This is a genomic window from Pseudarthrobacter sp. alpha12b (assembly GCF_054130495.1).
This window is the reverse complement of record NZ_CP196746.1, coordinates 3,146,413-3,171,860: the sequence shown is the minus strand read 5'-3', so window position 1 is coordinate 3,171,860 and position 25,448 is coordinate 3,146,413. Positions and strand designations below refer to the sequence as shown.

Below are 25,448 nucleotides of genomic sequence, written 5' to 3'. Positions count from 1 at the left end.
GGCTCAGCAGTGCCATGCCTGGTTGATGGCCCTTTGTCCGAAGCGCCCCGGCAGGCCTAAAGCACGCTGCGGATGGCCTGCTCGAAACTGGTCACGTGCTCCAGGGCGAGCTTGCCCGCCCGGTCCGAATCGCCGTCGGCCACTGCTTCCAGCAGTTCCACGTGCTCGGCGATGTGCGCCGCCACGGACGGCACCTTTTCCAGCACCATGCACCAGATCCGGGTGGCCAGGTTGTCGTACCGGATCAGGACGTCCTCGAGGTGTGTATTGGCAGCAGCGCGGTAGATCAGGCGGTGGACTTTGATGTCGTACCGCATGAGGTCGTAGGGATCGTCATCCGCCCCCATGTCCGCAATCGCCGCGGCGGTTTCCCTGATTTCCTTGCGCAGGGCAGGAGTTGCCAGCTTGGCGGCCCGGCGGGCGGCCAGGGGTTCCAGCGACTCGCGCAGCTCCGAAACGTCCGCGAGTTCGGTGATATCGACGACGGTGGCGAAGGTCCCGCGGCGCGGGTACGACACGACGAGGTGGTCGCCTTCCAGGCGCTTGAGCGCTTCCCGGACCGGGGTGCGTCCGATCCCGAGTTCGGCGGCAAGCTTGCCGTCGTTGATCGCCTCGCCCGGCCGGATATCCAGCATGATCAGGCGATCCCGAAGGTGCCGGTAGGCCTGCTCGGCGAGCGAGAGATCGCCTTCACCGGCCAGCTGGTTTTCTAGCATTACGCTCATCCGAGCTCTCCCAAGGTAGCTATTGACTGCCACGTGATCTACAACATACTATTACGTCAGTTCTAATATATCAGTTACAGATCAGTTATGGATCAGTAACCCCGAAGGGCTCAAAAGGAGAACAATGCAGGACGTACTCAACGCCTCGCTCGCCACGGTCGACGCCGACGTCGCCGCCGCTGTGGCACGGGAACTGCACCGCCAGCAGTCCACCCTTGAAATGATTGCATCGGAGAACTTCGCTCCGTCCTCCGTCATGGAGGCCCAGGGCTCGGTCCTCACCAACAAGTACGCCGAGGGATACCCCGGCAAGCGCTACTACGGCGGCTGCGAGCACGTCGACGTGATTGAGCAGTTGGCCATTGACCGCGTGAAGGCACTCTTCGGCGCGGAGTTCGCCAATGTGCAGCCGCACTCCGGCGCCCAGGCCAACGCCGCCGCGATGTTTGCCCTCCTGAACCCGGGCGACACGATCCTTGGCCTTTCCTTGGCCCACGGCGGCCACCTCACCCACGGCATGAAGATCAACTTCTCCGGCAAGCTCTACAACGTGGTTCCCTACCACGTCCGCGAAGAAGACCTCCGGATCGATATGGCCGAGGTGGAAGCCCTGGCCCTGGAGCACAAGCCCAAGCTGATCGTGGCCGGCTGGTCCGCCTACTCCCGCCAGCTGGACTTCGCCGAGTTCCGCCGCATCGCCGACCTCGTGGGTGCCTACCTCATGGTGGACATGGCGCACTTCGCCGGACTCGTCGCCGCGGGCCTGCACCCGAACCCGGTCCCGTACGCGGACGTGGTCACCACCACCACCCACAAGACCCTGGGCGGTCCCCGTGGCGGCGTCATCCTGGCCAAGGAGGAATACGCCAAGAAGATCAACAGTGCGGTGTTCCCGGGCCAGCAGGGTGGTCCGCTGGAACACGTTGTCGCCGCCAAGGCCGTGGCGTTCAAGCTCGCAGCCGCCCCCGAATTCAAGGAACGCCAGGAGCGCGTCCTGCAGGGCGCCAAGCTGCTGGCAGACCGTCTCCTCAAGGAAGACGTTCAGGACGCGGGAATCTCCGTGGTCAACGGCGGCACCGACGTGCACCTGGTCCTGGTGGACCTGCGCCACTCCGAACTCGACGGCCAGCAGGGTGAGGACGCGCTCCACCAGATCGGTATCACGGTCAACCGCAACGCCGTCCCCTTCGACCCCCGCCCGCCGATGGTTTCCTCCGGCCTCCGGATCGGCACCCCCGCCCTGGCCGCCCGCGGCTTCGGCGCCGCCGAATTCACCGAGGTTGCGGACATCATCGCCACGGCGCTGATCGCGGCTGCCGCTTCCGGCACAGACAGCACGGGGACGCTGCCCGGGGACACCGCCGTCGAACTCCGCGCCCGCGTGACGGCCCTGGCCGAAAAGTTCCCCCTTTACCCGCACCTCTCCGCCGACGCCGGCCTGGCCGAAGCAGAAGCAGACCTGATTGGAGCCGCCCAGTGAGCACCCAGCACCTTCCGGAGCACCCGGACTTCCTCTGGCGGAACCCGGAACCCAAGTCCTCCTATGACGCCGTGATCGTCGGCGGCGGCGGCCACGGCCTGGCCACCGCCTACTTCCTGGCCAAGAACCACGGAATGACCAACATCGCCGTCCTGGAAAAGGGCTGGCTGGCCGGCGGCAACATGGCCCGCAACACCACCATCATCCGCTCCAACTACCTCTGGGACGAGAGCGCGGCCATCTACGAGCACGCCCTCAAGCTCTGGGAGATCCTGCCGGAGGAACTCGAATACGACTTCCTCTTCAGCCAGCGCGGCGTGATGAACCTGGCCCACACCCTGGGCGACGTCCGCGAAAGCATCCGCCGCGTGGGCGCCAACAAGCTCAACGGCGTGGATGCCGAATGGCTGGACCCGCAGCAGGTCAAGGAACTCTGCCCCATCCTGAACATCCGCGACAACATCCGCTACCCCGTCATGGGCGCCACCTACCAGCCCCGCGCCGGCATCGCCAAGCACGACCACGTGGCCTGGGCCTTCGCCCGCAAGTGCGACGAAATGGGCGTGGACATCATCCAGAACTGCGAAGTCACCGGCTTCCTCAAGGACGGCAACCGCGTGGTGGGCGTCAAGACCAACCGCGGCACCATCAACACCGAAAAGGTGGGCCTCTGCGCCGCCGGCCACAGCTCGGTCCTGGCCGAGATGGCCGGATTCCAGCTGCCCATCCAGTCCCACCCCCTCCAGGCACTGGTCTCGGAACTGCACGAGCCCGTCCACCCCACGGTGGTCATGTCCAACCACGTGCACGTCTACGTCTCCCAGGCGCACAAGGGTGAACTGGTCATGGGCGCCGGCGTGGACTCCTACAACGGCTACGGCCAGCGTGGCTCCTTCCACGTGATCGAGCAGCAGATGGCGGCCGCCGTCGAACTCTTCCCCATCTTCGCCAGGGCCCATGTGCTCCGGACCTGGGGCGGCATCGTGGACACCACCCTGGACGCCTCGCCGATCGTGGGCACCACCCCGGTGGAGAACATGTTCGTGAACTGCGGCTGGGGAACCGGCGGGTTCAAGGGAACCCCCGCCGCGGGCATGACCTTCGCGCACACCATCGCCACCGGCGCCCCGCACAAGCTGAACCAGCCGTTCTCGCTGGACCGCTTCGAAACCGGCGCCCTCATCGACGAACACGGCGCCGCCGCCGTGGCCCACTAGCCGCCGCCACCAGAAAAGGACTAACGCACATGCTGCTGATCCCATGCCCCAACTGCGGCCCGCGGGACGAAACCGAATTCCACTACGGGGGACAGGCCCACGTCCCGTACCCGGAGAACCCCAACGAGCTGAGCGACACGGAGTGGTCCCGCTACCTCTTCTACCGCGAGAACCCCAAAGGCATCTTCGCCGAGCGCTGGGTCCACAGCACCGGCTGCCGCCAGTGGTTCAACATGCTCCGCGACACCGTGAGCTACGACATCAAGGCTGTCTACCCCATGGGGTCGAAGCGGCCTGACCGCTCCCCGGACGGCGCACCCGAAACCGGGACCGCCAGCACCGGCCCTGACAGCACCACCACGGGAAGTGCCGCACCCAGCACCTCCACCACGAGCATCCTCAGCACGACCGCCCCGGAAGGAGCGACCAAGTGACTTCCCAGAACGCCCGCCTGGCTACCGGCGGCCGCATCGACCGCACCATCTCATGGCGCTTCACCGTGGACGGCGAGGAGTTCACCGGACACCCCGGTGACACCCTGGCCTCGGCGTTGCTGGCCAACGGCCGCATCGCCGCCGGCAACTCCCTCTACGAGGACCGTCCCCGCGGCATCATGTCCGCCGGTGTGGAAGAGGCCAACGCCCTGGTCCGCGTGGAAGCCCGCTTCCCCGGCCACGTGGCTGAATCCATGCTTCCCGCCACCACCGTTTCCCTGGTGGACGGTCTTCAGGCCACCCTGCTCAACGGCCTGGGCAAGCTTGACCCCGAGGACGACCGCGCCGAATATGACAAGAAGTATGTCCACACCGACGTCCTGGTGATCGGCGGCGGCCCCGCCGGGCTTGCCGCGGCCCGCGAGGCTGTCCGCACCGGTGCCAGGGTCATGCTGCTCGATGACCAGCCCGAACTGGGCGGCTCGCTGCTCTCCGGTTCCACGGCTCCCGGCCTTGCCGAGACCATCGAGGGAAAGCCGGCCCTGGAGTGGGTGGCCGACGTCGAAGCCGAGCTGGTGTCCGGCGCCGAATCCACGGTCCTGAACCGCACCACCGCGTTCGGCGCGTACGACGCCAACTACGTCATCGCCGTCCAGAACCGCACCGACCACCTCACCAGCCCCGCAGCCGCAGGTGTGTCCCGCCAGCGTATTTGGCACATCCGTGCCAGCCAGGTAGTCGTCGCCCCGGGCGCCCACGAACGCCCCCTGGTGTTCGAGAACAACGACCGCCCCGGCATCATGCTGGCCTCAGCCGTGCGCAGCTACCTGAACCGCTACGGGGTGGCCGCCGGAAAGCGCGTGGTGATCAGCACCACCAATGACAGCGCCTACGCCGTCGCCGCCGACCTCGCCGCCGCCGGCGTCAAGGTCGCCGCCGTGGTGGACGCCCGTCCGGCCCTGACCGCAGCGGCGACTGCCGCCGTCGAATCCGGGATCCGGGTGCTGATTGGCAGCGCGGTGGCCAACACCTCCGCCGGCGCCGACGGCCGGCTGGACGGCGTGACCGTCCGCAGCATCAACGACGACGGCGAGCTCACCTCCGGCGTCGAGCAGATCGCAGCAGACCTGCTGGCTGTGTCCGGCGGCTGGAGCCCGCTGGTCCACCTGCACTCCCAGCGCCAGGGCAAGCTGCGCTGGGACGAAGAGCTGGCAGCCTTCGTGCCCAGCACCGAGGTCCCCGCCCAGCAGACGATTGGTGCCGGCCGCGGCTCCTTCGCCACCGAAGACTGCGTCGCGGAGGGCATCTCCGCCGGCGCCAAGGCGGCCACCGCCACAGGCTTCGATTCCGCCGTCGAGCCCTCCGTGTTCGGCGACCCGAAGGCCTCCGCCCCCACCCGCCAGCTGTGGCTGGTACCGGGCGAGAGCGGCACCCCGGATGACTGGCACCACCACTTCGTGGACTTCCAGCGCGACCAGTCCGTGGCGGACGTCCTCCGCTCCACGGGTGCCGGCATGCGCTCGGTGGAACACATCAAGCGGTACACCTCCATCAGCACGGCCAACGATCAGGGCAAGACCTCCGGCGTGAACGCCATCGGCGTCATCGCCGCCGCGCTCCGCACCGCGGGCGAAGCCTCCCGCGGCATCGGCGACATCGGCACCACCACCTACCGCGCCCCGTTCACCCCGGTGGCCTTCGCGGCACTGGCGGGACGCCAGCGCGGGGAACTGTTCGACCCGGCCCGCGTCACGTCCATCCACCCCTGGCACGTGGCCAAGGGCGCGCTGTTCGAGGACGTTGGACAGTGGAAGCGACCCTGGTACTACCCCCAGGCCGGGGAGGACATGGACGCTGCCGTGCTGCGCGAATGCGCCGCCGTCCGCGAGTCCGTGGGCTTTATGGACGCCACCACCCTGGGCAAGATCGAAATCCGCGGCAAGGACGCGGGGGAGTTCCTGAACCGGATGTACACCAACGCGTTCAAGAAACTCGCGCCGGGTTCGGCACGGTACGGCGTCATGTGCACCCCGGACGGGATGATCTTCGACGACGGCGTGACCCTGCGCGTCGACGACGACACCTACTTCATGACCACCACCACCGGCGGTGCCGCCAAGGTGCTGGACTGGCTGGAGGAGTGGCTGCAGACCGAGTGGCCGGAACTGGACGTGCAGTGCACCTCCGTGACGGAGCAGTGGAGCACCATCGCCGTCGTCGGGCCCAAGTCCCGTGAGGTCATCGCCAAGGTGGCCCCCGAACTGGCTGCCAACGGCGGGCTGGACGCGGAAGCCTTCCCGTTCATGACCTTCCGCGAAACCACCCTGGCCTCCGGCGTACGCGCCCGGATCTGCCGGATCTCTTTCTCCGGTGAACTTGCCTACGAGATCAACATTCCCGCCTGGTACGGGCTGAACACGTGGGAATCCGTTGCTGCCGCCGGGGCGGAGTTCAACATCACCCCCTACGGCACCGAAACCATGCACGTGCTGCGCGCCGAGAAGGGCTACCCGATCGTCGGGCAGGACACCGACGGCACCGTCACCCCACAGGACGCCGGCATGGAGTGGATCGTCTCCAAGGCCAAGGACTTCATCGGCAAGCGCTCGTACTCACGGGCGGACGCCAGCCGTGAGGACCGCAAGCACCTGGTCAGCGTCCTCCCCGTGGACGGTACGCTGCGCCTCCCCGAAGGCACCCAGTTGGTGGAAAAGGGACGCTCCACCAACCCCGCCTACGGCCCCGTGCCGATGGAAGGGTTCGTCACCTCCAGCTACCACAGCGCAGCGCTGGGCCGGTCGTTCGGCCTGGCCCTGATCAAGAACGGACGCAACCGCATCGGCGAAACGCTGGTGGCAGCCGCCGGCGACCAGCTGGTGGACGTGGTTGTCGCAGAAACAGTGCTTTTTGACTCTGAAGGGACCCGTAAAGATGGCTGAAACAGCAGCATCCCCGACCTCCGCAAAGACCAACGCCGAGAAAAACCTCGCCGCCCGCGTCAGCCCGGCGCGTCAGCTGGCTGACGAATTCGCGGCCGGCTCCCTCGCAGGCACCGTTGAGATCTCCGAGGTGCCCTTCCTGACCATGGTGGGGCTCCGGGCACTGGCAGGATCGGACGCGGCGCAGCGCCTGGCCGGTGTCACCGGCGGCCTCCCCGCCGGGTCCGGTGCCGTGGCCGGCAGCGGCGACGTGTCCGTCCTGTGGCTTGGCCCCGCCGAGTTCCTGGTGGTGGCCCCCACCGAGGCGCACGAATCCCTGGGCGGCAACCTCATCCCCGCGCTCCGGGACGCGCTGGGCGGCGACGCGGGCCAGGTGGTGGACCTGTCCGCCAACCGGACCACGTTCGAACTGACGGGCCCCCGGGCCCGCTCCGTCCTGGAAAAGGGCTGCTCGCTGGACCTGCACCCGCGGGTCTTCAAGTCCGGCACCGCCTTCTCCACGGAAATCGCGAACATTCCAGCCATCCTGTGGAAGACCGGTGACGAGTCCTTCCGGATCTTCCCCCGCGCTTCCTTCGCCGAGTTCCTGGGCCGGTGGCTGCTGGACGCCATGCGGGAGTACGCCTCGCCAGAGGTCCCCTGATGGCGCTCAGCGTCCTTGACCTCTTTTCCGTCGGCATCGGGCCCTCGTCGTCACACACGGTGGGCCCGATGCGGGCGGCCAAGCTGTTCGCCGACGGGCTGAAGGGCGACGGCCAGCTGGCCGCCACCGCCCGGGTCCAGACCGAACTCTTCGGGTCACTCGGCGCCACCGGCCGCGGCCACGGCTCGGACAAGGCAGTGGTCCTGGGGCTGAAGGGCCTGGACCCGGAAACGGTGGACACCTCCACCGCCGACGACCAGGTGGCAGCCGCCGCGCTGGACGCTGAACTGCACATCGCCGGGGCGCACCGGGTGGACTTCAACTGGGAAGAGGACGTGGTGCTCCACCGGCGCAAGTCCCTTCCCGCGCACCCCAACGGCATGACCTTCCGCGCCCTGGACCATACCGGAGCGGTGCTGAGCGAGCGGAGCTTCTACTCGATCGGCGGCGGCTTCGTGGTGGACGGCGACGCCGAGGGCGGGGACAAGGTGGTGCCGGATGACACCGTGCTGCCCTACCCGTTCTCCACGGCCGACGAACTCCTGCAGATCTGCAGCCGCGAAGGGATGTCCATTTCCGACGTCATGCTGGCCAACGAACTCACCTGGCGCAGCGAAGCGGAACTCCGCGAGCAGCTCCTGGGGCTGTGGGCCGTCATGCGCGAATGCGTGGAGAACGGCTGCAACGCCGAGGGCATCCTGCCCGGCGGGCTGAACGTCACCCGGCGGGCGCCCGCCCTGTTCCGCACCCTGACGGCCTCGGCCGCCACCGCCGAGGCCGCGGCAGCGTCGCCGTCGCCCGTCCAGGCGCCGGCGGATCCGCTGCTGGCGATGGAATGGGTGAACCTGTTCGCGCTGGCCGTGAACGAGGAGAACGCCGCCGGCGGCAGGATCGTCACCGCCCCCACCAACGGGGCCGCAGGCATTGTGCCGGCCGTCCTGCACTACTACGTGAAGTTTGTTCCGGGAGCCGACGACGACGGCGTGGTCCGCTTCCTGCTGGCGGCGGCCGCCGTCGGAATCCTGTTCAAAACCAACGCCTCCATCTCCGGCGCCGAAGTGGGCTGCCAGGGCGAGGTGGGCTCCGCCTGCTCGATGGCTGCGGCCGGGCTCTGCGAGGTGCTGGGCGGAACGCCGGCGCAGGTGGAAAACGCCGCGGAGGTGGGCATCGAGCACAACCTGGGCCTGACCTGCGACCCCGTGGGTGGCCTGGTGCAGATCCCGTGCATCGAGCGGAATGCGATCGCCAGCGTAAAGGCGATCAACGCAGCCCGGCTGGCCCTGCACGGGGACGGCAGCCACAAGGTCTCGCTGGACAAGGCGATCAAGACCATGCGTGACACCGGAGCCGACATGAAAACCAAGTACAAGGAAACCTCCCGAGGAGGCCTCGCCGTGAATGTGATCGAGTGCTGAGCCATGACTGTTACTGAAACCCATATCCCCGCATCAAAAGTGCCCACCACCGTGGAACACGTCCTGACCCTGGACTGCCCGGAAGGGCCCGGCATTGTGCACGCCGTGTCCGGGTTCCTGCTGGAGCACGACTGCGACATCATCGACAACAAGCAGTTCGGTGAGCGTTCCGAAGGCCACTTCTTCATGCGCGTGCACTTCGTCTCCGAAGGCGATGAGTCCACGCTGGACGTTTTGCGGTCTTCGTTCGCCCCGGTGGCCGAAAAGTTCGGCATGCGCTGGCAGCTGGAACGCCACGGGTCCAAGCGCAAGGTGCTGATCATGGTGTCCAAGTTCGGGCACTGCCTCAACGACCTGCTCTTCCGCGCCCGCATCGGCGAACTGCCCGTTGACGTAGTGGCCGTGGTGTCCAACCACCGGGACCACCAGGCGCTGGTGGAGTGGCACGGCATCCCGTTCCACCACATCCCGGTCACGGCCGCCACCAAGCCCGCGGCGGAAGCTGCGCTGATGGAACTGGTGGACGGGCTCGACGTCGAACTCGTGGTGCTGGCGCGGTACATGCAGGTGCTCAGCGATGACCTGACCCGCAAGCTGGACGGCCGGGCCATCAATATCCACCACTCGTTCCTGCCCAGCTTCAAGGGCGCCAAGCCCTACCACCAGGCGTACGCACGCGGCGTCAAGACCGTTGGCGCCACCGCGCACTACGTCAACGCCGAGCTGGACGAGGGACCCATCATCTCCCAGCAGGTGGTGGACGTGGACCACACGTATGGCCCCGAGGACCTGGTGGCCGCCGGCCGCGACACCGAATGCAAGGCCCTCTCCAACGCAGTGAAATGGCACTGCGAAGGCCGCGTCATCCTGCAGGGCAACCGCACAGTGGTGCTGCGGTAGCGGAACATAACTTCATCGCGAAAGCGCGGCTGGCTGCCCCTTCCCGGGGCGGCCGGCCGTGGGCGAAAAACCAACTCCGCGCCGGGCCAGAACCCGTGCCGCAGCGAAGAGTCCGGCCACCAGGACCGCTGCCAGCCAGGCCGGCCCGGTGCTCCGGGGCCACCAACCGGCAAGGCCCAGGAACGCGGGGACGGTGGCCGTGACCTGGCTGGCCAGGACCAGCGCCCAGCCGGTGAACGGTTCCAGCCGCACGGCGCCCAACGCGGCGGAGGCGAACAACAGCCCCCACAGCACCGACCAGCACACCCAGAGCACGGCGAGGAGCGGATCCGTGCCAATCCAGGCGCCCGCCAGCAGCAGGCCAACAAATGCCACCATGCCGCAGAACCAGCCCAGGCCCTTCGAGCCCAGCCCCAGCAGTCCATCCAGCCCGGCATAGACGTACGTCAGCCCGAACAGGAACATGCCGGCGGCCGTCAATAGGGCGTCAGCGCCGGTACCGCCCGCGGAAAGATGCACGACGCCGAGCACTAGTTGGGTGCCGCCGAGCACCAGGCTGAAGGCAGCGGCGTCGCGGCGGGGGAGCTGCCCGAGCGTCGCCAGCCCGTTGACCAGCAGTGCGGCGCCGGAGAGGAGGAGGCAGATAAATGGCATCAGTGCGTCTCCCCCCGGGCGGACTGAATATGATTCTCTCTCGCATTGCGGAATAGATGTGTCACATTACGGAGATTAGCCGAACCGTGCCCGTCCGTCTACTGGTCCCTGGTCGCAATCGTATAGGTTGAAGAGTAAACCTATGGGGCAGCGCTGCTTACCGCTGTTCCTCGTTTCACGCAGAGGTAAGGAACAGTTCATGGACGCACGGCTCGATGCCATCAAGGACACCGTCCTCGCACGGAATCCCGGTGAAGCGGAGTTCCACCAGGCGGTGGTGGAGGTCTTCGAAAGCCTTGGCCCGGTCCATGACAGGCACCCGGAATTCCTGGAGGCCGCCATCCTGGAACGCCTTTGTGAACCCGAACGGCAGATCATCTTCCGCGTTCCATGGACCGACGATTCCGGCCGCGTCCAGATCAACCGTGGTTTCCGGGTGGAGTTCAACTCGGCACTGGGCCCGTACAAGGGCGGCCTGCGCTTCCACCCGTCCGTGTACCTGGGCATCGTCAAATTCCTCGGCTTTGAACAGATCTTCAAGAACGCCCTCACCGGCATGCCCATCGGCGGCGGCAAAGGCGGCTCCGACTTCGACCCCCGCGGGCGCAGTGACGCCGAGGTGATGCGGTTCTGCCAGTCCTTCATGACCGAGCTCTACCGCCACATTGGCGAATACACGGACGTCCCGGCGGGCGACATCGGCGTTGGCGGGCGCGAAATCGGCTACCTCTTTGGCCAGTACAAGCGCATTACCAACCGCTATGAGTCGGGCGTCCTTACCGGCAAGGGCATCTCCTGGGGCGGCTCCCTGGTCCGGCCCGAAGCAACCGGCTTCGGGACGGTGATCTTCACCCAGGAAATGCTGAAAACCCGTGGCACGTCCTTCGACGGCCGGCGCGTGGTGGTCTCCGGCTCCGGCAACGTGGCCATCAACGCGATCGCCAAGGCGCAGACCCTGGGCGCCACCGTGGTGGCCTGCTCCGACTCGTCAGGCTACGTGGTGGACGAGGCGGGCATCGACGTCGGACTTCTCCGCGAAGTGAAGGAAGTGGAGCGCGGCCGCCTGAAGGACTACGCGGAACGCCGCGGCGGCGTCTCCTATGTGGACGGCGGCTCCGTGTGGGACGTGGACGCCGCGGTGGCGCTGCCCTGCGCCACCCAAAACGAGCTCGACGGCGGTGCTGCCGCCCGGCTGGTGCGCAACGGCCTGCTTGCCGTCGGTGAAGGCGCCAACATGCCCTCCACGCGCGACGCCGTTGCAGTGTTCCAGGAGGCGGGGGTGCTGTTCGGGCCCGGCAAGGCGGCCAATGCTGGCGGGGTGGCGACGTCGGCCCTGGAGATGCAGCAGAATGCCAGCCGTGATTCATGGTCCTTTGAGCATACGGAGGAGCGGCTTTCGGAGATCATGGTGGGCATCCACGACCGCTGTGCCGCCACGGCTGAGGAGTACGGTGATCCCGGCAACTACGTGCTCGGCGCGAACATCGGTGGGTTCGTCAAAGTGGCCGATGCCATGCTGGCGCAGGGCTTGATCTAGCGGGACCCGCCGGGTCTTTTCCACCGGCCGGCGAAAAGATGGATTTGTTCTTCCAGCCAAGGCCAAGCCTCGCGTGCCATGATCGGGCAATGAATACCATGCCGGCCGCCATGGACCACCGCCGCAACTTCAACTCACGCGCGCACCATTCCCGGCTCCGGATGCTGGTGATGCTCGCCGTCGGGCTGGTGGCGGCGCTGGTGGTTGGTGCGTTCGGTAACTGGGCTTACGCGCCCGCCCTGGGCTGGGCTGCCGCCTCGGCCACCTACCTCATCTGGGTCTGGAGCGTGATCGGGCACCTGGGCCCGGCCGCCACTGCTGCCCATGCCCGGAGGGAGGATCCCGGCCGGGTCTTCTCGGACGCCCTGGTGCTCAGTGCCACGGTGGCCAGCTTCGCGGGCGTGGCCCTGATCCTGCTTGATGCCTCCAGTGAGCAGGGCGGGGCCAAGGATGCCACCGTGGCCATGGCCCTGGGCAGCATTGCCCTGTCGTGGTTCCTGGTCCACACCTTGTTCACCCTTCGGTACGCGGCCATCTACTACAGGGACGGCACGGGCGTCGATTTCAATGAGGAGAGCCAGCCCCGGTACTCAGACTTCGCCTACCTTGCCTTTACGGTCGGCATGACTTTCCAGGTATCGGACACCGACCTGAAAACCAATGCAATCCGCTCCACCGTCCTGCGGCAGGCGCTGCTGTCCTACTTGCTGGGCGCCATCGTCCTGGCCACCACCATCAACCTGGTCTCTGGACTTATTCATTAAGCCGCAGCGGCTGGGACAACCGGTCCTGAAGACGACAATGGGTGCAACTCCAGTTGGAGCTGCACCCATTAGTAGCGTCGATTAGTCCTTCTTGAAGGCGTCCTTGACGTGCTCGCCGGCCTGCTTCAGGTCCGACTTCGCCTGGTCGGTCTGGCCTTCAGCCTTCAGGCTTTCGTCGCCCGTGGCGTTTCCGGCAGCTTCCTTGCCCTTGCCGCCAAGCTTCTCTGCGGCATTGCCGATCTTGTCATCCAAACCCATGGAGATACTCCTTACAGTTCGTGCTCGCTCCGGCATGCACCAGAATCTGACACCTCAATAGTAAGCATACTTTCGAGTTTAGTGCTGCCTTATTCCAGGAATTTCTCCCCAGCGGTCCCTGGTGACGCCCATATTGGGCCTGCCAAGAGTCATCGTTGGACGATGGAGGACTGCTCAGCCGGCCGGGACGCCCAGCGGGCGGGCGACGTGCAGCTGGCCGTGGTCAACCAGCCATTGGATTGACTCGAAAACGGCCTGCTCGGGCTCGTACCGGGGCGCGTAACCCAGCACTGAGGCGGCCTTCTCAATGCTGAAGCACTGGCTGCGGTAGAGGTGGTTCCAGCTGGACTCTGCGTACTCCGGCGGGGTGTTTTCGCGGAAGCGGTCCCACGTTACCGTTTCCAGCACGGCGGCGTGCCCGAACCAGGCGGCGGCGATGTCCGCGTAGCCGCGGACCGTCAGCGCTGTTGGAGCGACGATGTTGAAGTCCTCACCCACGGCCGCTTCCCGCCGGGCGATGGCTTTCTCGAAGGCCTGGGCCACGTCATCGGCGTGCACGTGGTGCATCAGTTCAGCGCCGCTGCCCGGGATCCTGAGGGGCTGCCCGGCGGAGATCGTCTGCCAGACGGTGGGATCGAGGTTTCCGAGCGGGCCCACGGGCTGCCAGCCCGGTCCCACAATGTGGCCGGGGTGAAGCGATGTGGTGGCCAGCCCTCCGCGGGCGGTTTCCTCCTGCAGCATCAGGGCGATCCTGTTCTTCTGGATGCCGTACTCGCCAAAGGGCTCGGCGGCCGAATCCGATCCCTCCCTGATGGGCAGCTTAAGGCTTTGCCCGTACCGCCAGATGGAGCCGCAGTGCAGCAGGTGCTCCACCTCGCCGCGCAGCCGCTGCACCAGCGACGCTGCCGATTCGAGGGTGAAGCAGACCAGGTCCACCACCACGTCCGGCTTGAGGGCGGCCACCCGGTCCGCGAACGTTCCGTCCCGGTCCTCCGCCTGCCGGTCGGCGCTGACCTGGTGCACCTGATGCCATTCCGGCGCGTCCGTGTAGGGCTTGCTGGTGCCGCGGCTGATGTTGGTGACGTCGTGGCCGGCGCGGACCAGCCGGGGGACCAGGAACGAACCGATGTGGCCGCTGCCGCCGATGACGGTGACTTTCATTGCTCTCCGATCGTTGTGTTCCCTCCACCGTAGGGCCGCTGGCGCAGTTAAGGGAGGTCCTGGCAGGCCTCCCTTAACTGCTGGTTCACCTTCGGTCTTCCGCGTGATCAGGCGGGCTTGGCGTACTCAGCCGCGCTCATGACTTCATAGCCAACGAACGTCTCGTCATTTTCCACCCAGGCGTCGTGGCCTGCCGGAATGGAGTAGGCGTCACCGGTATGGATGGTCCGGCGTGTTCCGTCGTCCATCTGGACGGTGAGGGTGCCGGAGGTGCAGAAACCAAGGTGGTTGTTCTGGCAGCTGTCCGTCTTGACCACGGTCTTGACGGTTTCAGACCAGCGCCAGCCGGGCTCGAAGGTGAAGCGGCCCAAGGTAGCGCCGCCAACGCTGACAACGTCAACCTGGGTCTTGGGTGGACGGCGCTTTTCGTCCGGCTCATTGAAGGATTTTGATTCAAGGTCCTTGACCGTTACTGCGGGCATTTCTGGCTCCCGGAAGGAGTGGTTGTTCAGTTCATCCGGCGGCCTGGGCGGCGCCGGGAGACGGTCCGCCAGGGAGGGATGTGCCCGTCCAGAGCCTGCCGGACTTATGGATCAACGCTCTCAATCTGCTCCTGCGTACAGCCCGTGTCAATGACGCTTTGTGAGTCAGCCTACTTTTCGTCCGGTCCCAGGTCCGGGGCACCGACAAACCTCACCAGCCGTGTGGCGCTGCCGTGCAGTTCCAGGATTGCGAGCTCGTTGACGCCCTTGCGGACGAGCGGCCCGGGCACGTAGAGGGTGCGTTGCGGGCCCCGGCTCCAATATCGTCCCAGGTTGAACCCGTTGATGAAGGCATTGCCCTTGGTCCAGCCTTCCAGCCGCAGGTAACGGTCGCCGGGGCCGTCAGCAGTAAACGACCCGAAGGACACGGATGGGCCTGCGACGCCACCGGAACCGTGGAGCTTACTGGCCGCCTGACGGAATTCACCCATCAGGGAAAGGTCCACCGGGCGGATGCTCCAGTCAATCACCTCGGCCCCATCCAGCAGCGCCGGGCCGACCAGCCCCTTCGCTTCGCCGATCCTGGGCCCGTAGTTGACCCTGCCCTGGTCCTCCACCAGCACCTGCAACAGCCCTTCCCGGGGGATGACTATGGAGCGCTCGCCGAGTTCGCGGCTGAGCGTTCCCAGCGGAAAGCCGTCCAGGAAGAACTGCGCCCGGTCACGTACTTCGGTGAAGGAGAGGACACCGCTGCGGGGAAGGCCCTTTTCGTAAAGGAAGAATCCGCGGTACTGGCCGGTGGCTTCGGTGGCTGGAACCGCTCCGGCCACCACCCGCGCCGACCTGCCCAGCCATGCGACATCCAGCAGCGGCACGCTTTCCGTCAGTTCCACCGCGGCATGGGCGGCAACAGGCCGGCGGCCTGGTACTTCGGCCGGAACCGGGAAGTGTTTAGCGATGACATCGCGGAACGCGAAGTACTTGTCCGTAGGGAAGCCGTCTTCGGCCAGGGGGGCGTCGTAGTCGTAGGACGTAATGGTGGGCTCGTAGATGCCCTTGTCATTGGCGCCGTTGGTGAAACCGAAATTGGTGCCGCCGTGGAACATGTAGATGTTTACCGATGCCCCGGCGGACAGCAGGGCGTCCAGTTCCGCTGCAGCGGCGGCAGCATCGGTGGTGTGGTGGTGGGTTCCCCAGTTGTCGAACCAGCCGTTCCAGAACTCGGCGCACATCAACGGCCCGGTGGGCTGCCGCTCCCGAAGGAAGGCCAGCCGTTCATCCGCCCTCGAGCCAAAGGTGCCGGTCTTGTGCAGCCCGGGGAGCGAACCGTCCTCGATCATGGTGCCGAAAGGCTGGTCGCAGGTGAACAGCGGAACCTCCACGCCCGCCCGCTTGGCCACGTCCACGAGGTGCTGCAGGTATTCCTTGTCCGCGCCGTAGGCTCCGTACTCGTTCTCGATCTGGAGCAGGATGACAGGACCGCCCATGGTGACCTGCCGTTCCACCACGATGGGCAGCAGCTGGTCCATGAAGGCATCCACGGCGGCCAGGTAGCCGGGCTCACTGCTGCGCACACCGATGGTGGGGTCCGTGAACAGCCATGCCGGCAGCCCGCCGTTGTCCCACTCTGCACAGATATAGGGGCCGGGCCGGACGATGGCACGCATGCCCTCGGCCGCCACGAGGTCCAGGAAGCGGCCAAGGTCCAGGCCGCCATCAGTCCGGAAAACACCTGGGCTGGGGGCGTGTTCATTCCAGGCCACATAGGTTTCGATGGTGTTGAGCCCCATCAGCCGTGCCTTGCGGATCCGGTCTGCCCATGAATCAGGATGCACCCGGAAGTAGTGGATGGCGCCGGAAAGGATTCGAAACGGCTCGCCGTCCAGGAGGAAGTCGCGCTCGCCGACGGCAAAAGAGGTCAATGGGTGTCCCGGGGAGTGCGAAGTGCGGCGGAGAAGGCGTAAGCGGAGTTGCTCCACACCACGAACAGCAGCGGCGCCGGGGCCAACGCCACGCCGAGGACCGGCTGGAGCAGGGCGGCGGCAGCGATGATTGCCAGCAGCACCAGCATGGCCAGGCTCAGGTACCAGCGCTGCACGGACAGGTATAGGGCGGCCTTGAGCAGGCCCTTGAGGCTGGCGGCCGGTAAGAGTACGACGCCGGCAATCGCCATCATGGCAACGGCCACCGTCAGGGCTGCGGCCACCGCGATCACCGGCACCAGCAGCGCCGCGGCCGGCATGGACTGGACGATGGCCAGGTCCACGCCAAGGAACAGCAGTACCGCCACGGCGGCCAGGCCCAGCAGGGCTGACCGCCGGAAGCCGCGCCGGTAGCCCCGCAGGAAGGAGGCGACCGGCTTGACCGCAGTGCCGTCGTCGTTCAAAGCCTGGAAGGCGGCGAACAGGCCGGCGAGAGACGGCGGGACGGTGGCCGAAAGTGCCAGGAAGAACGGCCAGGCGGCAACAGGGTCCGCCACCAGGGCCAGGCACAGCACCAGCGGGGCGTTGGCCGCCGCCATCAGCACGTTCCCGGCCAGGAAGGTGTAGATGAAGCCGAAGATGCCCCCAAAGGTTTCGAACCCCGGGCTTGGAATCCGGCTTGCCAGGCCGCGCCGTGGTGCTGCCTGCTCCCGCACCGCCGTCACCCTTTCATGCCGCTCGTGGCGATGCCCTGGATGAAGTACCGCTGGCCGAGAAGGAAGATCGCCAGGATGGGGATCACCGAGATGACCGAGCCGGTCATGATCATGGCGTACTCCGCGTCGAACTGTCCCACGAATGAACGCAGTCCCAGCTGGACGGTCCAGAGCCGGTTGGACGTGAGGTAGATGAACGGGCCCATGTAGTCATTCCACGTGTTCACGAACGTCAGCAGTGCCAGGCTGGCCAGCGCCGGCTTGGACAGCGGCAGGATCACCCGCGCCCAGATGCCGTATTCGCTCAGCCCGTCAATCCGGGCGGCCTCGCACAGCTCATCCGGGATGGTCATGTAGTACTGGCGCATCAGGAACACGCCGAACGCGCCGAACGCCTGCAGCAGGATCAGGGCGTTGAAGCTGTTGGTGAGGCCCAGGTTCTGCATCATGATGTACTGCGGCACCATGTAGGCCTGCCACGGCACGGCGATGGTGCCGATGTAGGCCAGGAACAGGACATCCCGGCCCGGGAAACGGACCTTCGAGAACCCGTAGGCGGCCAGGGAGCCCGTCAGCACCTGCAGGCACGTGATGATCACGGCCAGGTACAGCGAGTTCTGCAGGTAGCCCATCATGGGAATGCGGGTCCAGATGTCCGTGTAGTTGCTCCACACGAATTCGCTGGGAATCCATTGGATGGGAACCGTGAGGACCTGGTTGTTCTCCTTCAGCGATGAGGAGACCATCCAGATGAACGGCACCATGAGTGCCACCACCAGGACGGCGAGCACGGAGTAGATGACCAGGTCACTGATGCGCTTCTTCCGCTCCCGGGTGGAGCGCCTGCGGTCCATCCGACGGCGGTCTTCCGTGGCGGGTGCCAAGCCGGCGCCGGCGAGGGGAGCTTCGGCCTTGAGGTCTTCGGCCATGTTGGTCATCAGCGTTCCCTCCGCTGTTGGATCTTGAACTGCAGGACGGTGACCGTCAGGACGATGAGGAACAGCACCAGGGAGATGGCGGACGAGTAGCCGAACTTTCCTTCACCGATGCCTTCCTGGTAGATGAGCTGGGACAGCACGGTGGTGGAGCGTCCCGGTCCGCCGTTGGTCATGACCACGATCAGGTCGAAGACCTTGAAACTGGAGACTGTCAGCATGACCACCACGAAGAAGGTGGTAGGCCGCAGGGACGGGATGGTGACGTTCCAGAAGCGCTGCCACGCACTGGCGCCGTCCACTTCGGCCGCTTCATACAGTTCGGTAGGGATGGCCTGCAGCCCGGCCAGGTACAGGACCATGTAATAGCCCATGTCCCGCCAGACGCTGGTGATGATGACCGCGGGCAGTGCCCAGTCGGAACTGGAGGTCCAGCCCGGTGCATTGGCGATGCCAATGGTGTGAAGGAACTGGTTGATGGGGCCGTTGTCCGGGCTGAACAGCATGTTCCAGACGACTGCCACTGCCACCAGGGAGGTGATGTAGGGGAAGAAGATGGCCACCCGGAAGAAGCCAATACCCTTGAGTTTGCGGTTCAGCAGCATGGCCAGCAGGAGGGCCAGGGCCATGGTGAGCGGAACGTGCCCGATGGCGTAGACCACGGTGTTCCGCAGTGCCACCCAGAAGGAGTCGCTGGCGATCATCCGCTGGAAGTTGGCCAGCCCCACCCATTTGGGGGCGGTGAAGGAGGTCCACTCCATGAAGGAGAGGGCGAATGCGGCCAGCACCGGAATGAGGGTAAAGGCCAGGAACCCCAGGAAGTTTGGCAGGATGAACGTCCAGCCGATCAGGGTGTTGCGCCTGGCCTGCTTCCGGTTGCCCCGGCCAACGGCCGGGGCAACCTTTGAAGGAATGGTTTCAGTAGTCATGACTGCTGTTACTGACCGAGGACTTCGCTCTTGACGCGCTTGCCCATCTCGGCAATGCCGTCGTCCACCGAGCGTTCACCCACCATGATGAGGTCGTGCTCCTGGTTCAGGACCTTGTCTGTCGCAGCGGACTTGTCGCTGACCGGCATTTCCAGGGCAACCTGGTCCGGGGTGAAGGCCTTCTTGGAGAGGTCGTCGGTGGGCATCCCGTCGAGCTTGAAGTACGCGTCCTTGACCGCATCATTCTGCAGGGCTGGAACAACGCCGATCCTGGAGATCGCCTTGGCGCCCTCCTCACCGGCTGCCCATTCAATGAACTTCTTTGCCTCGTCCGAGTGCGCAGCGTTCTTGTTCACGGCGAAAGCCGTGGGGGAGCCGAACGTGGTGACCTTTCCGCCGTCGCTCTTCTGGGGCATGGGTGCCAGGCCCCAGTTGACGTTCGTCTTTCCGTCCTTCTTGGCCTGCAAAATTCCTGCGATGTACCAGGTGCCCATGGGCATCATGGCAGCCTGGCCACTTTCAAACATGGTGCGGTAGCTGGTCTTCTGGCTCTTGGCCGTTCCGAAATCCAGTGTGGCACCGTTTTTTTGGAGGTCCAGTGCGGTGTTGTACTGGTCCTTGAAGAAGCTGTAGTCGCCGCTGTTCTGGTCGGCGTTGTTCTGTGCGGCGGCGATGGCCTGCACCACGGAACGCCAGATGTGGTGGTAGGTGCCATACACCTTCTTGCCGCCCGCTTCGGTGGTGAGTTTCTTGGCCAGCGCGGTGTACTCGTCCCAGGTCAGGTCTGCCGGGTTCTCCACGCCGGCGGCCTTGAGCAGGTCCTTGTTGTAGTACAGCAGCCAGAAGTCCTGCCGGTACGGCGCGGCGAAATACTTGCCGTTGATATCGAACGCATCAATGCCGGCCAGGTTGTCCTTGCCCACCTTGTCCACCACGGTGTTGATTTCCTGCAGCTGGCCGTTGGCGTAGCGCGCGTAATCAATGACGTTCTTCATGGTCAGGACGTCCGTGGTGTCACCGCCGGCCAGCATGGTGGTGACCTTCTGGGGGTAGTCGTCCGCGAGGATGTCCACCGGTTCGATGTTCACGTTCGGATTGGCCGCCTCATAGCTGTCGAACAGCGCCTTGAACTCGGGGGTTCCTTCGTAGTTCCACACGGACACGGTCAAGCGGGTCTTGCCCTCCTGTCCTTGCGGTTCGGCAGGGCCGGCAGCCCCGGCACAGCCGGTGAGTCCAAGGCCGGCAGTCACTGCCAGGGCGATGGCGGCGAGGGTTGTGCGCTTCATTGCGGTCTCCTTACTAGGGTTTCAAATGTGCCGCGGGCTGCGGCGGTTACGTTGTCAGGCGCTGAGTGAAAGGTCCGCGGACACCACTTGGGCTGCCAGCTGTTGACCGGTCAGGTACCGCTCCAGGTCGTTCAGGGCGGCGTCGGACATGCGGCGGGTTTCGGTGCCCAGTGAACCGGCGATATGTGGGGTGATCTCGACATTGGGGAGGTCGTACAGCACCGAATCCGCGGGCAGCGGTTCGGGTTCGGTCACATCCAGCAGGGCCTGGATGCGTCCGGTGGCACATTCGGCTTCGAGGGCCTTGGTGTCCACAAGCGATCCTCTGGCCGTGTTGATCAGGGTTGCGTTGTCCTTCATGGCACGCAGTTCAGCCGCGCCGATCATGTGCCTGGTCTCGGCGAGGGCAGGTGCATGCACCGTCACCACGTCCGAAGTGGCCATCAGCTCCGGAAGGGATACCAGCTGCCCTCCCGCCGCTGCCACGGCGGCGGGATCAGCGTAGGGATCGCTTACCAGGCACCGGACATCCTGCAACTGCTGGACAAGGTGCACCACACGGCGCCCAATGCGGGAGAACCCGATGACGCCAATGACCCGTCCAATATTGCCCAGCTCACCGCGTTGGGTGCTGTAGCTCCAGTCGTCCCGGTAGATGCGGGCATCGTTGGCCAGCACGTGTGCCTTTTTTCCGGCCAGCACGATGGACGCAAAGGTGAATTCGGCAACCGGGATGGCGTTGGCATCTGCCCCGTTGGTGACCAGGATGCCCCGTTCCCACAGTTCGGGAGTGACAAAGCTGCGCACGGTGCCGGCGCAATGGAACACTGCCCGCAGCTTTGGCATGCGTTCCAGCGTGGCCCCGTCCAGCCGCGGCACGCCCCAGCTTGTGAGCAGGATTTCAACATCGGCCAGGCGCCTGGCCATCGCTGGCCCTTCAAGGGATTCGGTCCATGGTTCCTGGCCGAGGTCCACCAGGCCCGCCAAGCGTTCCAGCCGCGTGGAATCGAACTGGTCGGCAAATGTTCCCTGATTCATGACCAGCAGGGCCTTGGGTTTCCGCCCCATCCGGGCCTCCTTTCTTCCGTGAAGCGAAATGCGGGAATCCGCGTTCCATGTCTTGCATCACATCTAACAATCAGTAGATACTCATGAACAAGACAGAACATCCAAACTGCTCCTAATCGGTCTAAAACGATCGTAATCGAACAAGAGAACTGGTTTTCCATGTCACACAGCGCTGGCCATTCCCTCGCTTCCGAGCGCTCATCCCCGCTCATCTCCGCGTGGGCCCAGGCTGCCACCAGTGCGGAGTTGGCCACGTCACTTCAGGGCGCAACTAAGCGCCTGTCCGTCCCGCCCGCTGAGGCGTCCGCATGGAGTGGAGTTCCAGGTGACGCTCTTGGCATGATCCGGGAGCAGGCCGGCAGGGAACGGGGAACCCCGTGGCCGCAGCCCCTGGTGTCCCATTACGCGCGCTTCTTCCGCGACGGGAACCGGACCGTGTACGAAAACCTGGTGGGTGCGCGGCAGCAGAGGCTCACCCGCGCGGTGGTCATGGCCCTGACGGCAGCGGACCGTGAGGCTGCCGACCTGTGGCTCGACGAAGTGATCGACGGTGCCTACCTCCTGTGCGAACAGAGTTCCTGGAGCTGGGCGGCCCATGACGATGTCCACAGCCGCTCGGGAGAAGTCATCCCGGACCTGGCAAGGCCCTTCCTGGACCTGGGCGCCGGCGAGGTGGCTGCCCAACTGGGCTGGCTGGACCACGTGCTGGGCAGTGAACTCGACGCGCGAGCCCCTGGCCTGCGGCGGCGCCTGCGCGATGAGGCGGCCGCACGCGTCTTCCAGCCGTTCCTTGAGCGGCTGGACTGGCACTGGCTGGGCCTGGACGGGGACGTCCACAACTGGAACCCATGGATCCACTCGAACCTGGTCGCCGCCGCACTGTTCCTGGTGGAGGATCCCCACCTCCAGGCAAGGATCATGGAACGGTGCATCGAGGGCCTGGACCGCTTCCTGGCCTCAATCCCGGCTGACGGCGCCATCGATGAAGGATTCGCCTACTGGTGGAACGGCGCGGGGCGGGCGCTGGAGGGGCTCAAGCTGCTGGAGGAGGCCACCGGAGGAGTCCTCGACGCCGGACTGCCAGTGGTCCGTGAACTGGTGGCCTTCCCGCATCGCATGCACGTCGGAGGTTCCTGGTTCCTGAACGTGGCAGACGGGCCGGCGCGGGCGGCGGACGCCCTCCCCTGGGACATGCTGCACGGTTGGGCGAAGCGGCTGGGGGACCAGGATGCGGCGGACCATGCAGCGTCGATGCTCGCCCGGGAGCCCGCGGCCGCCGCCGGGCTGGGCCGCGTCCTGCACTCGCTCCTCGCCGCCTCGCCGAGGCCCGCAGGGACCCCGCCACTGGTTTCCTTCACCTACCTCCCGTCCGTCCAGATCATGGTGGCCCGCCAGGAGGCAGGGTCCGCGGAGGGGCTGCTCCTGGCGGCGAAGGGCGGCCACAACGGCGAGCACCATAACCACCGGGATGTTGGTTCTGTGGTGGTGGCCGTGGATGGCGTACCCCTCCTGGTGGACGCCGGCCAACCCACCTACACGGCCAAGACCTTCGGCCCGGACCGCTACGACATCCCCGCCATGCAGAGCGCGTGGCACAGCGTCCCGGCGCCACTTGGGCTTGAGCAGGGCACCGGCTGCGAGTTCACCGCCCACGTCCTGCAGCACCCGACGGCCGTTCAGCCGCGGCTGGAATTGGCCCTCGGCGCCGCGTACGGTTTCGATTCGGGGCAGTGGGTGCGCACCTCCCACCTGGACAGGAATACCCGCCGCGTCACCATCGGGGACCGCTGGGACCTTCCGGTGTCCGCGCCACCGGGGACGGCCGACGTCGACATCACCTACCTCACGGCCGGCACCCTGCGCCGTGGACCGGACGGGACGGCCACTGTGCATCCCGACGGAATCCCCACCGCCGCACCCCCGGGAAAACCGGCGGGCCGCGGAGCCGTACTGCGCTGGGACCCGGCCACCGCCGTCGTGCTGGTGGATGAATGGCACCTGGACGATCCGCTGCTGGCGGACATCTGGGGACAGTCCCTGACCCGGCTTCGCTTCCGCATGCCCGCAGCAACCCGCGCCAACGGCGCATTCACCCTCACCGTGGAGGCAGCATCATGAGTCCTGACCAACCCGCCGAGCCCGCAGGAAAATCACTCTTCTCGCTTCAGCGCAGGGAGCGGCTCATGGAGGAACTGCGGGCCCACGGCGCCATCACCGTCCGGGACATCGCCGGCAAGCTGGGCGTCAGTAAACTCACCATCCGCCGCGACGTCAACCTCCTGGCAGATGAGGGCCTGGTGTCCCGCGTGCACGGCGGGGCCACCCTCCCCAGCCCGCTGGACCGGACCGCGGCCGGGCGCGCAGCAGCCCACAGCTACTCAATCGGCATGGTGGTGCCGTCGCTGGATTACTACTGGCCGCAAGTCATCAGCGGCGCCCGTGCCGAGGCGGAAGAGCAGAACCTGCGGATCATGGTCCGGGGTTCGACGTACGATGCCGCGGACAACCGCCGCCAGGTACAGGCCCTGCTGGACACCCAGAACATCGACGGGCTGATCGTGGCGCCCGACATGGGAGGGGAACACGGCCAGGAACTGCTGCGGTGGCTGAACGCGCTTCCCATTCCCGTGGTCCTGGCCGAACGGCGCGCACCCGCAGAAGTTCCCGCCCACCGCCTGGAATGGGCGGCCACGGACCACGCGTTCGGTGCCGGCATGGCCGTGCGCCACCTGTGGCAGGAGGGGCACCGGCGGATCGGCTGCCTGACCGACTCGTCCAGCCCCACCAGCCCGCATGTGGTGCGCGGCTGGCAGCAGGCCCTGGCGGCGCTGAAAATTCCGCTCCAGGAAACCGTCCACGAGGATTCCGTCAAACAGGTGGACGGCGGGCGCAGCGCGCACTTCGACCATGTCCTGGAGCTCTGCCGCAAAACCGGAACCACGGCCATGCTGGTGCATTCGGACACCCAGGCAGTGGCCTTTGTGCAGCATTGCGTGGACCGGGGACTGGCAGTTCCCGGTGACATTGCCGTGGTGGGCTACGACGACGAGGTGGCCTACCTGGCGGAGCCCGCCATCTCTGCCGTCCGTCCGCCCAAGCAGTACGTGGGCAAGGTGGCCGTGCAGCTCATGGCAGCCCGGCTTGCCGAAGGGCGCATGCGTCCGGTTCACCGGGTGGAGCTCAACCCCGAACTGATCCTGCGGGACTCCTCCATAGGCGCTCCGCGGCTACCTGCCATGGGCGTGCTCCAGGATTCGCTGTGACCGCCCCACAGGGCGGTGCGCCCACCGCCCTGCTCCTCACCGGTGAGGGACGCTACGAGGATCCGTGGCATCCGTTCGCTGACACCTCCCGTGCGTTGGCGGGCCTCTTGCGGGACGCGGGCTTCGACGTCGTCATGTCCGGCGATGTTGACGGCGCCCTGACTGGCCTTGCCCATGCGGATGCCGCCGGCCTTCCTTCCTTACTGGCCGTGAACGTGGGCCTGCCCCGTGACGGCCGCCCATCGCCGGGAACGCCGGAGGCCTCGGCAGGGCTGGCGCGGTGGCTGGGCTCGGACCGGCCACTGCTGGTTGCCCATTCAAGCTCCACCAGTTTTGTTGACCTGGCCGCCTGGGAGGACGGGATGGGCGGCCGCTGGGTGAGGGGCACGTCCATGCACCCGGATTACGGCCCGGCTGCCGTCCATCTCCTTCACGGCTCCGGGCCGGTGGTTTCCGGCATCCCGGATTTCGTGCTTCCGGATGAGCGCTACAGCTATCTTCGTACCGGCCGCGGCATCACCGTTCACGCCACCCACAGCCACGACGGACGCGACCATCCGCTGATGTGGTCCCTGCAGCGGGGGACCGGCACGGGCGGCAGGCGGGGCCGGACCTTCTATGACGCCCTGGGCCACGACGCCGCCTCGTACCGGTCCCCTGAACACCGCGCCATCCTGCTGCGGGCCATCGCCTGGCTCGGTGGCAACTGAGACAACCCAA

General features: G+C 66.2%; 23 protein-coding genes. 12 read left to right on the top strand and 11 right to left on the bottom strand.

Translation table 11 applies throughout. The features are described from left to right. Positions 1 to 56: 56 nt before the first annotated feature. The gene (locus ACTAQI_RS14710) at positions 57 to 725 is read right to left on the bottom strand and encodes a GntR family transcriptional regulator (RefSeq protein ID WP_457946822.1); all 669 of its coding nucleotides are present in this window, start codon (positions 723 to 725) and stop codon (positions 57 to 59) included. Between the two features lie 124 nt (positions 726 to 849). On the opposite strand from ACTAQI_RS14710, the gene glyA reads away from it, so the two are divergent. Genes glyA through purU form a run of 7 tightly spaced genes read left to right on the top strand, consistent with a single transcriptional unit; the run spans position 850 to position 9,753 of the window. After that, positions 850 to 2,205, top strand: a complete 1,356-nt coding sequence (glyA, locus tag ACTAQI_RS14705; protein ID WP_457946821.1) for a serine hydroxymethyltransferase — start codon at positions 850 to 852, stop codon at positions 2,203 to 2,205. After that, positions 2,202 to 3,422, top strand: coding sequence for a sarcosine oxidase subunit beta family protein (locus ACTAQI_RS14700; RefSeq protein WP_457946820.1), 1,221 nt, complete (start codon positions 2,202 to 2,204; stop codon positions 3,420 to 3,422). Before glyA ends, ACTAQI_RS14700 begins: the two co-directional genes overlap by 4 nt. 29 nt (positions 3,423 to 3,451) lie before the next feature. After that, positions 3,452 to 3,856, top strand: coding sequence for a sarcosine oxidase subunit delta (locus tag ACTAQI_RS14695; RefSeq protein ID WP_457946819.1), 405 nt, complete (start codon positions 3,452 to 3,454; stop codon positions 3,854 to 3,856). Further along, positions 3,853 to 6,795 carry a sarcosine oxidase subunit alpha family protein gene (locus ACTAQI_RS14690; RefSeq protein ID WP_457946817.1) on the top strand — a complete coding sequence of 981 codons (2,943 nt, stop codon included), beginning with the start codon at positions 3,853 to 3,855 and terminating at the stop codon, positions 6,793 to 6,795. The genes ACTAQI_RS14695 and ACTAQI_RS14690 overlap by 4 nt, the downstream gene beginning before the upstream one ends. Further along, entirely contained in the window at positions 6,788 to 7,438 is a 651-nt protein-coding gene (locus tag ACTAQI_RS14685) for a sarcosine oxidase subunit gamma (RefSeq protein ID WP_457946816.1), read from the top strand. Before ACTAQI_RS14690 ends, ACTAQI_RS14685 begins: the two co-directional genes overlap by 8 nt. Continuing rightward, the gene (locus ACTAQI_RS14680; protein WP_457946814.1) at positions 7,438 to 8,853 is read left to right on the top strand and encodes an L-serine ammonia-lyase; all 1,416 of its coding nucleotides are present in this window, start codon (positions 7,438 to 7,440) and stop codon (positions 8,851 to 8,853) included. Before ACTAQI_RS14685 ends, ACTAQI_RS14680 begins: the two co-directional genes overlap by 1 nt. Positions 8,854 to 8,856: 3 nt before the next feature. Further along, the gene (purU, locus tag ACTAQI_RS14675; RefSeq protein ID WP_457946813.1) at positions 8,857 to 9,753 is read left to right on the top strand and encodes a formyltetrahydrofolate deformylase; all 897 of its coding nucleotides are present in this window, start codon (positions 8,857 to 8,859) and stop codon (positions 9,751 to 9,753) included. A 12-nt stretch (positions 9,754 to 9,765) separates the two neighbouring features. On the opposite strand, the gene ACTAQI_RS14670 is transcribed toward purU, so the two are convergent. After that, positions 9,766 to 10,407, bottom strand: coding sequence for an AmiS/UreI family transporter (locus tag ACTAQI_RS14670; protein WP_457946812.1), 642 nt, complete (start codon positions 10,405 to 10,407; stop codon positions 9,766 to 9,768). A gap of 199 nt (positions 10,408 to 10,606) precedes the next feature. Between ACTAQI_RS14670 and gdhA the strand changes: the two genes are divergently transcribed. Then, positions 10,607 to 11,944, top strand: coding sequence for an NADP-specific glutamate dehydrogenase (gdhA, locus tag ACTAQI_RS14665; protein ID WP_457946811.1), 1,338 nt, complete (start codon positions 10,607 to 10,609; stop codon positions 11,942 to 11,944). An 89-nt stretch (positions 11,945 to 12,033) separates the two neighbouring features. Then, positions 12,034 to 12,708: a DUF1345 domain-containing protein gene (locus ACTAQI_RS14660; RefSeq protein ID WP_457946810.1), complete on the top strand. Its 675-nt coding sequence runs from the start codon at positions 12,034 to 12,036 to the stop codon at positions 12,706 to 12,708. Between the two features lie 81 nt (positions 12,709 to 12,789). Here the strand turns inward: ACTAQI_RS14660 and ACTAQI_RS14655 are convergent, their stop codons facing one another. The 9 genes from ACTAQI_RS14655 to ACTAQI_RS14615 all read right to left on the bottom strand — a co-directional run bounded on the left by ACTAQI_RS14655 (position 12,790) and on the right by ACTAQI_RS14615 (position 21,465). Then, positions 12,790 to 12,966, bottom strand: coding sequence for a CsbD family protein (locus ACTAQI_RS14655; protein ID WP_018770044.1), 177 nt, complete (start codon positions 12,964 to 12,966; stop codon positions 12,790 to 12,792). A 174-nt stretch (positions 12,967 to 13,140) separates the two neighbouring features. Further along, entirely contained in the window at positions 13,141 to 14,127 is a 987-nt protein-coding gene (locus tag ACTAQI_RS14650) for an NAD-dependent epimerase/dehydratase family protein (protein WP_457946808.1), read from the bottom strand. 107 nt (positions 14,128 to 14,234) lie between these two features. Further along, positions 14,235 to 14,609, bottom strand: coding sequence for a cupin domain-containing protein (locus tag ACTAQI_RS14645; protein ID WP_457946807.1), 375 nt, complete (start codon positions 14,607 to 14,609; stop codon positions 14,235 to 14,237). A 170-nt stretch (positions 14,610 to 14,779) separates the two neighbouring features. Further along, positions 14,780 to 16,531: a glycoside hydrolase family 35 protein gene (locus ACTAQI_RS14640; RefSeq protein ID WP_457946806.1), complete on the bottom strand. Its 1,752-nt coding sequence runs from the start codon at positions 16,529 to 16,531 to the stop codon at positions 14,780 to 14,782. Further along, complete coding sequence (locus tag ACTAQI_RS14635; RefSeq protein WP_457946804.1) at positions 16,528 to 17,247, bottom strand: DUF624 domain-containing protein; 720 nt, start codon at positions 17,245 to 17,247, stop codon at positions 16,528 to 16,530. Before ACTAQI_RS14635 ends, ACTAQI_RS14640 begins: the two co-directional genes overlap by 4 nt. Before the next feature lie 5 nt (positions 17,248 to 17,252). After that, entirely contained in the window at positions 17,253 to 18,185 is a 933-nt protein-coding gene (locus ACTAQI_RS14630; protein ID WP_457946803.1) for a carbohydrate ABC transporter permease, read from the bottom strand. Next, positions 18,185 to 19,111, bottom strand: coding sequence for a carbohydrate ABC transporter permease (locus ACTAQI_RS14625; RefSeq protein ID WP_056330962.1), 927 nt, complete (start codon positions 19,109 to 19,111; stop codon positions 18,185 to 18,187). The genes ACTAQI_RS14630 and ACTAQI_RS14625 overlap by 1 nt, the downstream gene beginning before the upstream one ends. An 8-nt stretch (positions 19,112 to 19,119) precedes the next feature. After that, positions 19,120 to 20,397: an ABC transporter substrate-binding protein gene (locus tag ACTAQI_RS14620; protein ID WP_457946802.1), complete on the bottom strand. Its 1,278-nt coding sequence runs from the start codon at positions 20,395 to 20,397 to the stop codon at positions 19,120 to 19,122. A gap of 54 nt (positions 20,398 to 20,451) precedes the next feature. Beyond that, the gene (locus ACTAQI_RS14615; protein ID WP_457946801.1) at positions 20,452 to 21,465 is read right to left on the bottom strand and encodes a hydroxyacid dehydrogenase; all 1,014 of its coding nucleotides are present in this window, start codon (positions 21,463 to 21,465) and stop codon (positions 20,452 to 20,454) included. A 159-nt stretch (positions 21,466 to 21,624) separates the two neighbouring features. Here ACTAQI_RS14615 and ACTAQI_RS14610 point away from each other — a divergent pair, with 159 nt between their 5' ends. The 3 genes from ACTAQI_RS14610 to ACTAQI_RS14600 are packed head-to-tail and all read left to right on the top strand — an operon-like array spanning position 21,625 to position 25,438. After that, complete coding sequence (locus ACTAQI_RS14610) at positions 21,625 to 23,583, top strand: heparinase (RefSeq protein WP_457946800.1); 1,959 nt, start codon at positions 21,625 to 21,627, stop codon at positions 23,581 to 23,583. Next, on the top strand, positions 23,580 to 24,728 hold the full coding sequence (locus ACTAQI_RS14605) for a LacI family DNA-binding transcriptional regulator (RefSeq protein WP_457946799.1): 1,149 nt from the start codon (positions 23,580 to 23,582) through the stop codon (positions 24,726 to 24,728). Before ACTAQI_RS14610 ends, ACTAQI_RS14605 begins: the two co-directional genes overlap by 4 nt. After that, positions 24,725 to 25,438 carry a ThuA domain-containing protein gene (locus tag ACTAQI_RS14600; protein ID WP_457946798.1) on the top strand — a complete coding sequence of 238 codons (714 nt, stop codon included), beginning with the start codon at positions 24,725 to 24,727 and terminating at the stop codon, positions 25,436 to 25,438. Before ACTAQI_RS14605 ends, ACTAQI_RS14600 begins: the two co-directional genes overlap by 4 nt. Positions 25,439 to 25,448: the final 10 nt, after the last annotated feature.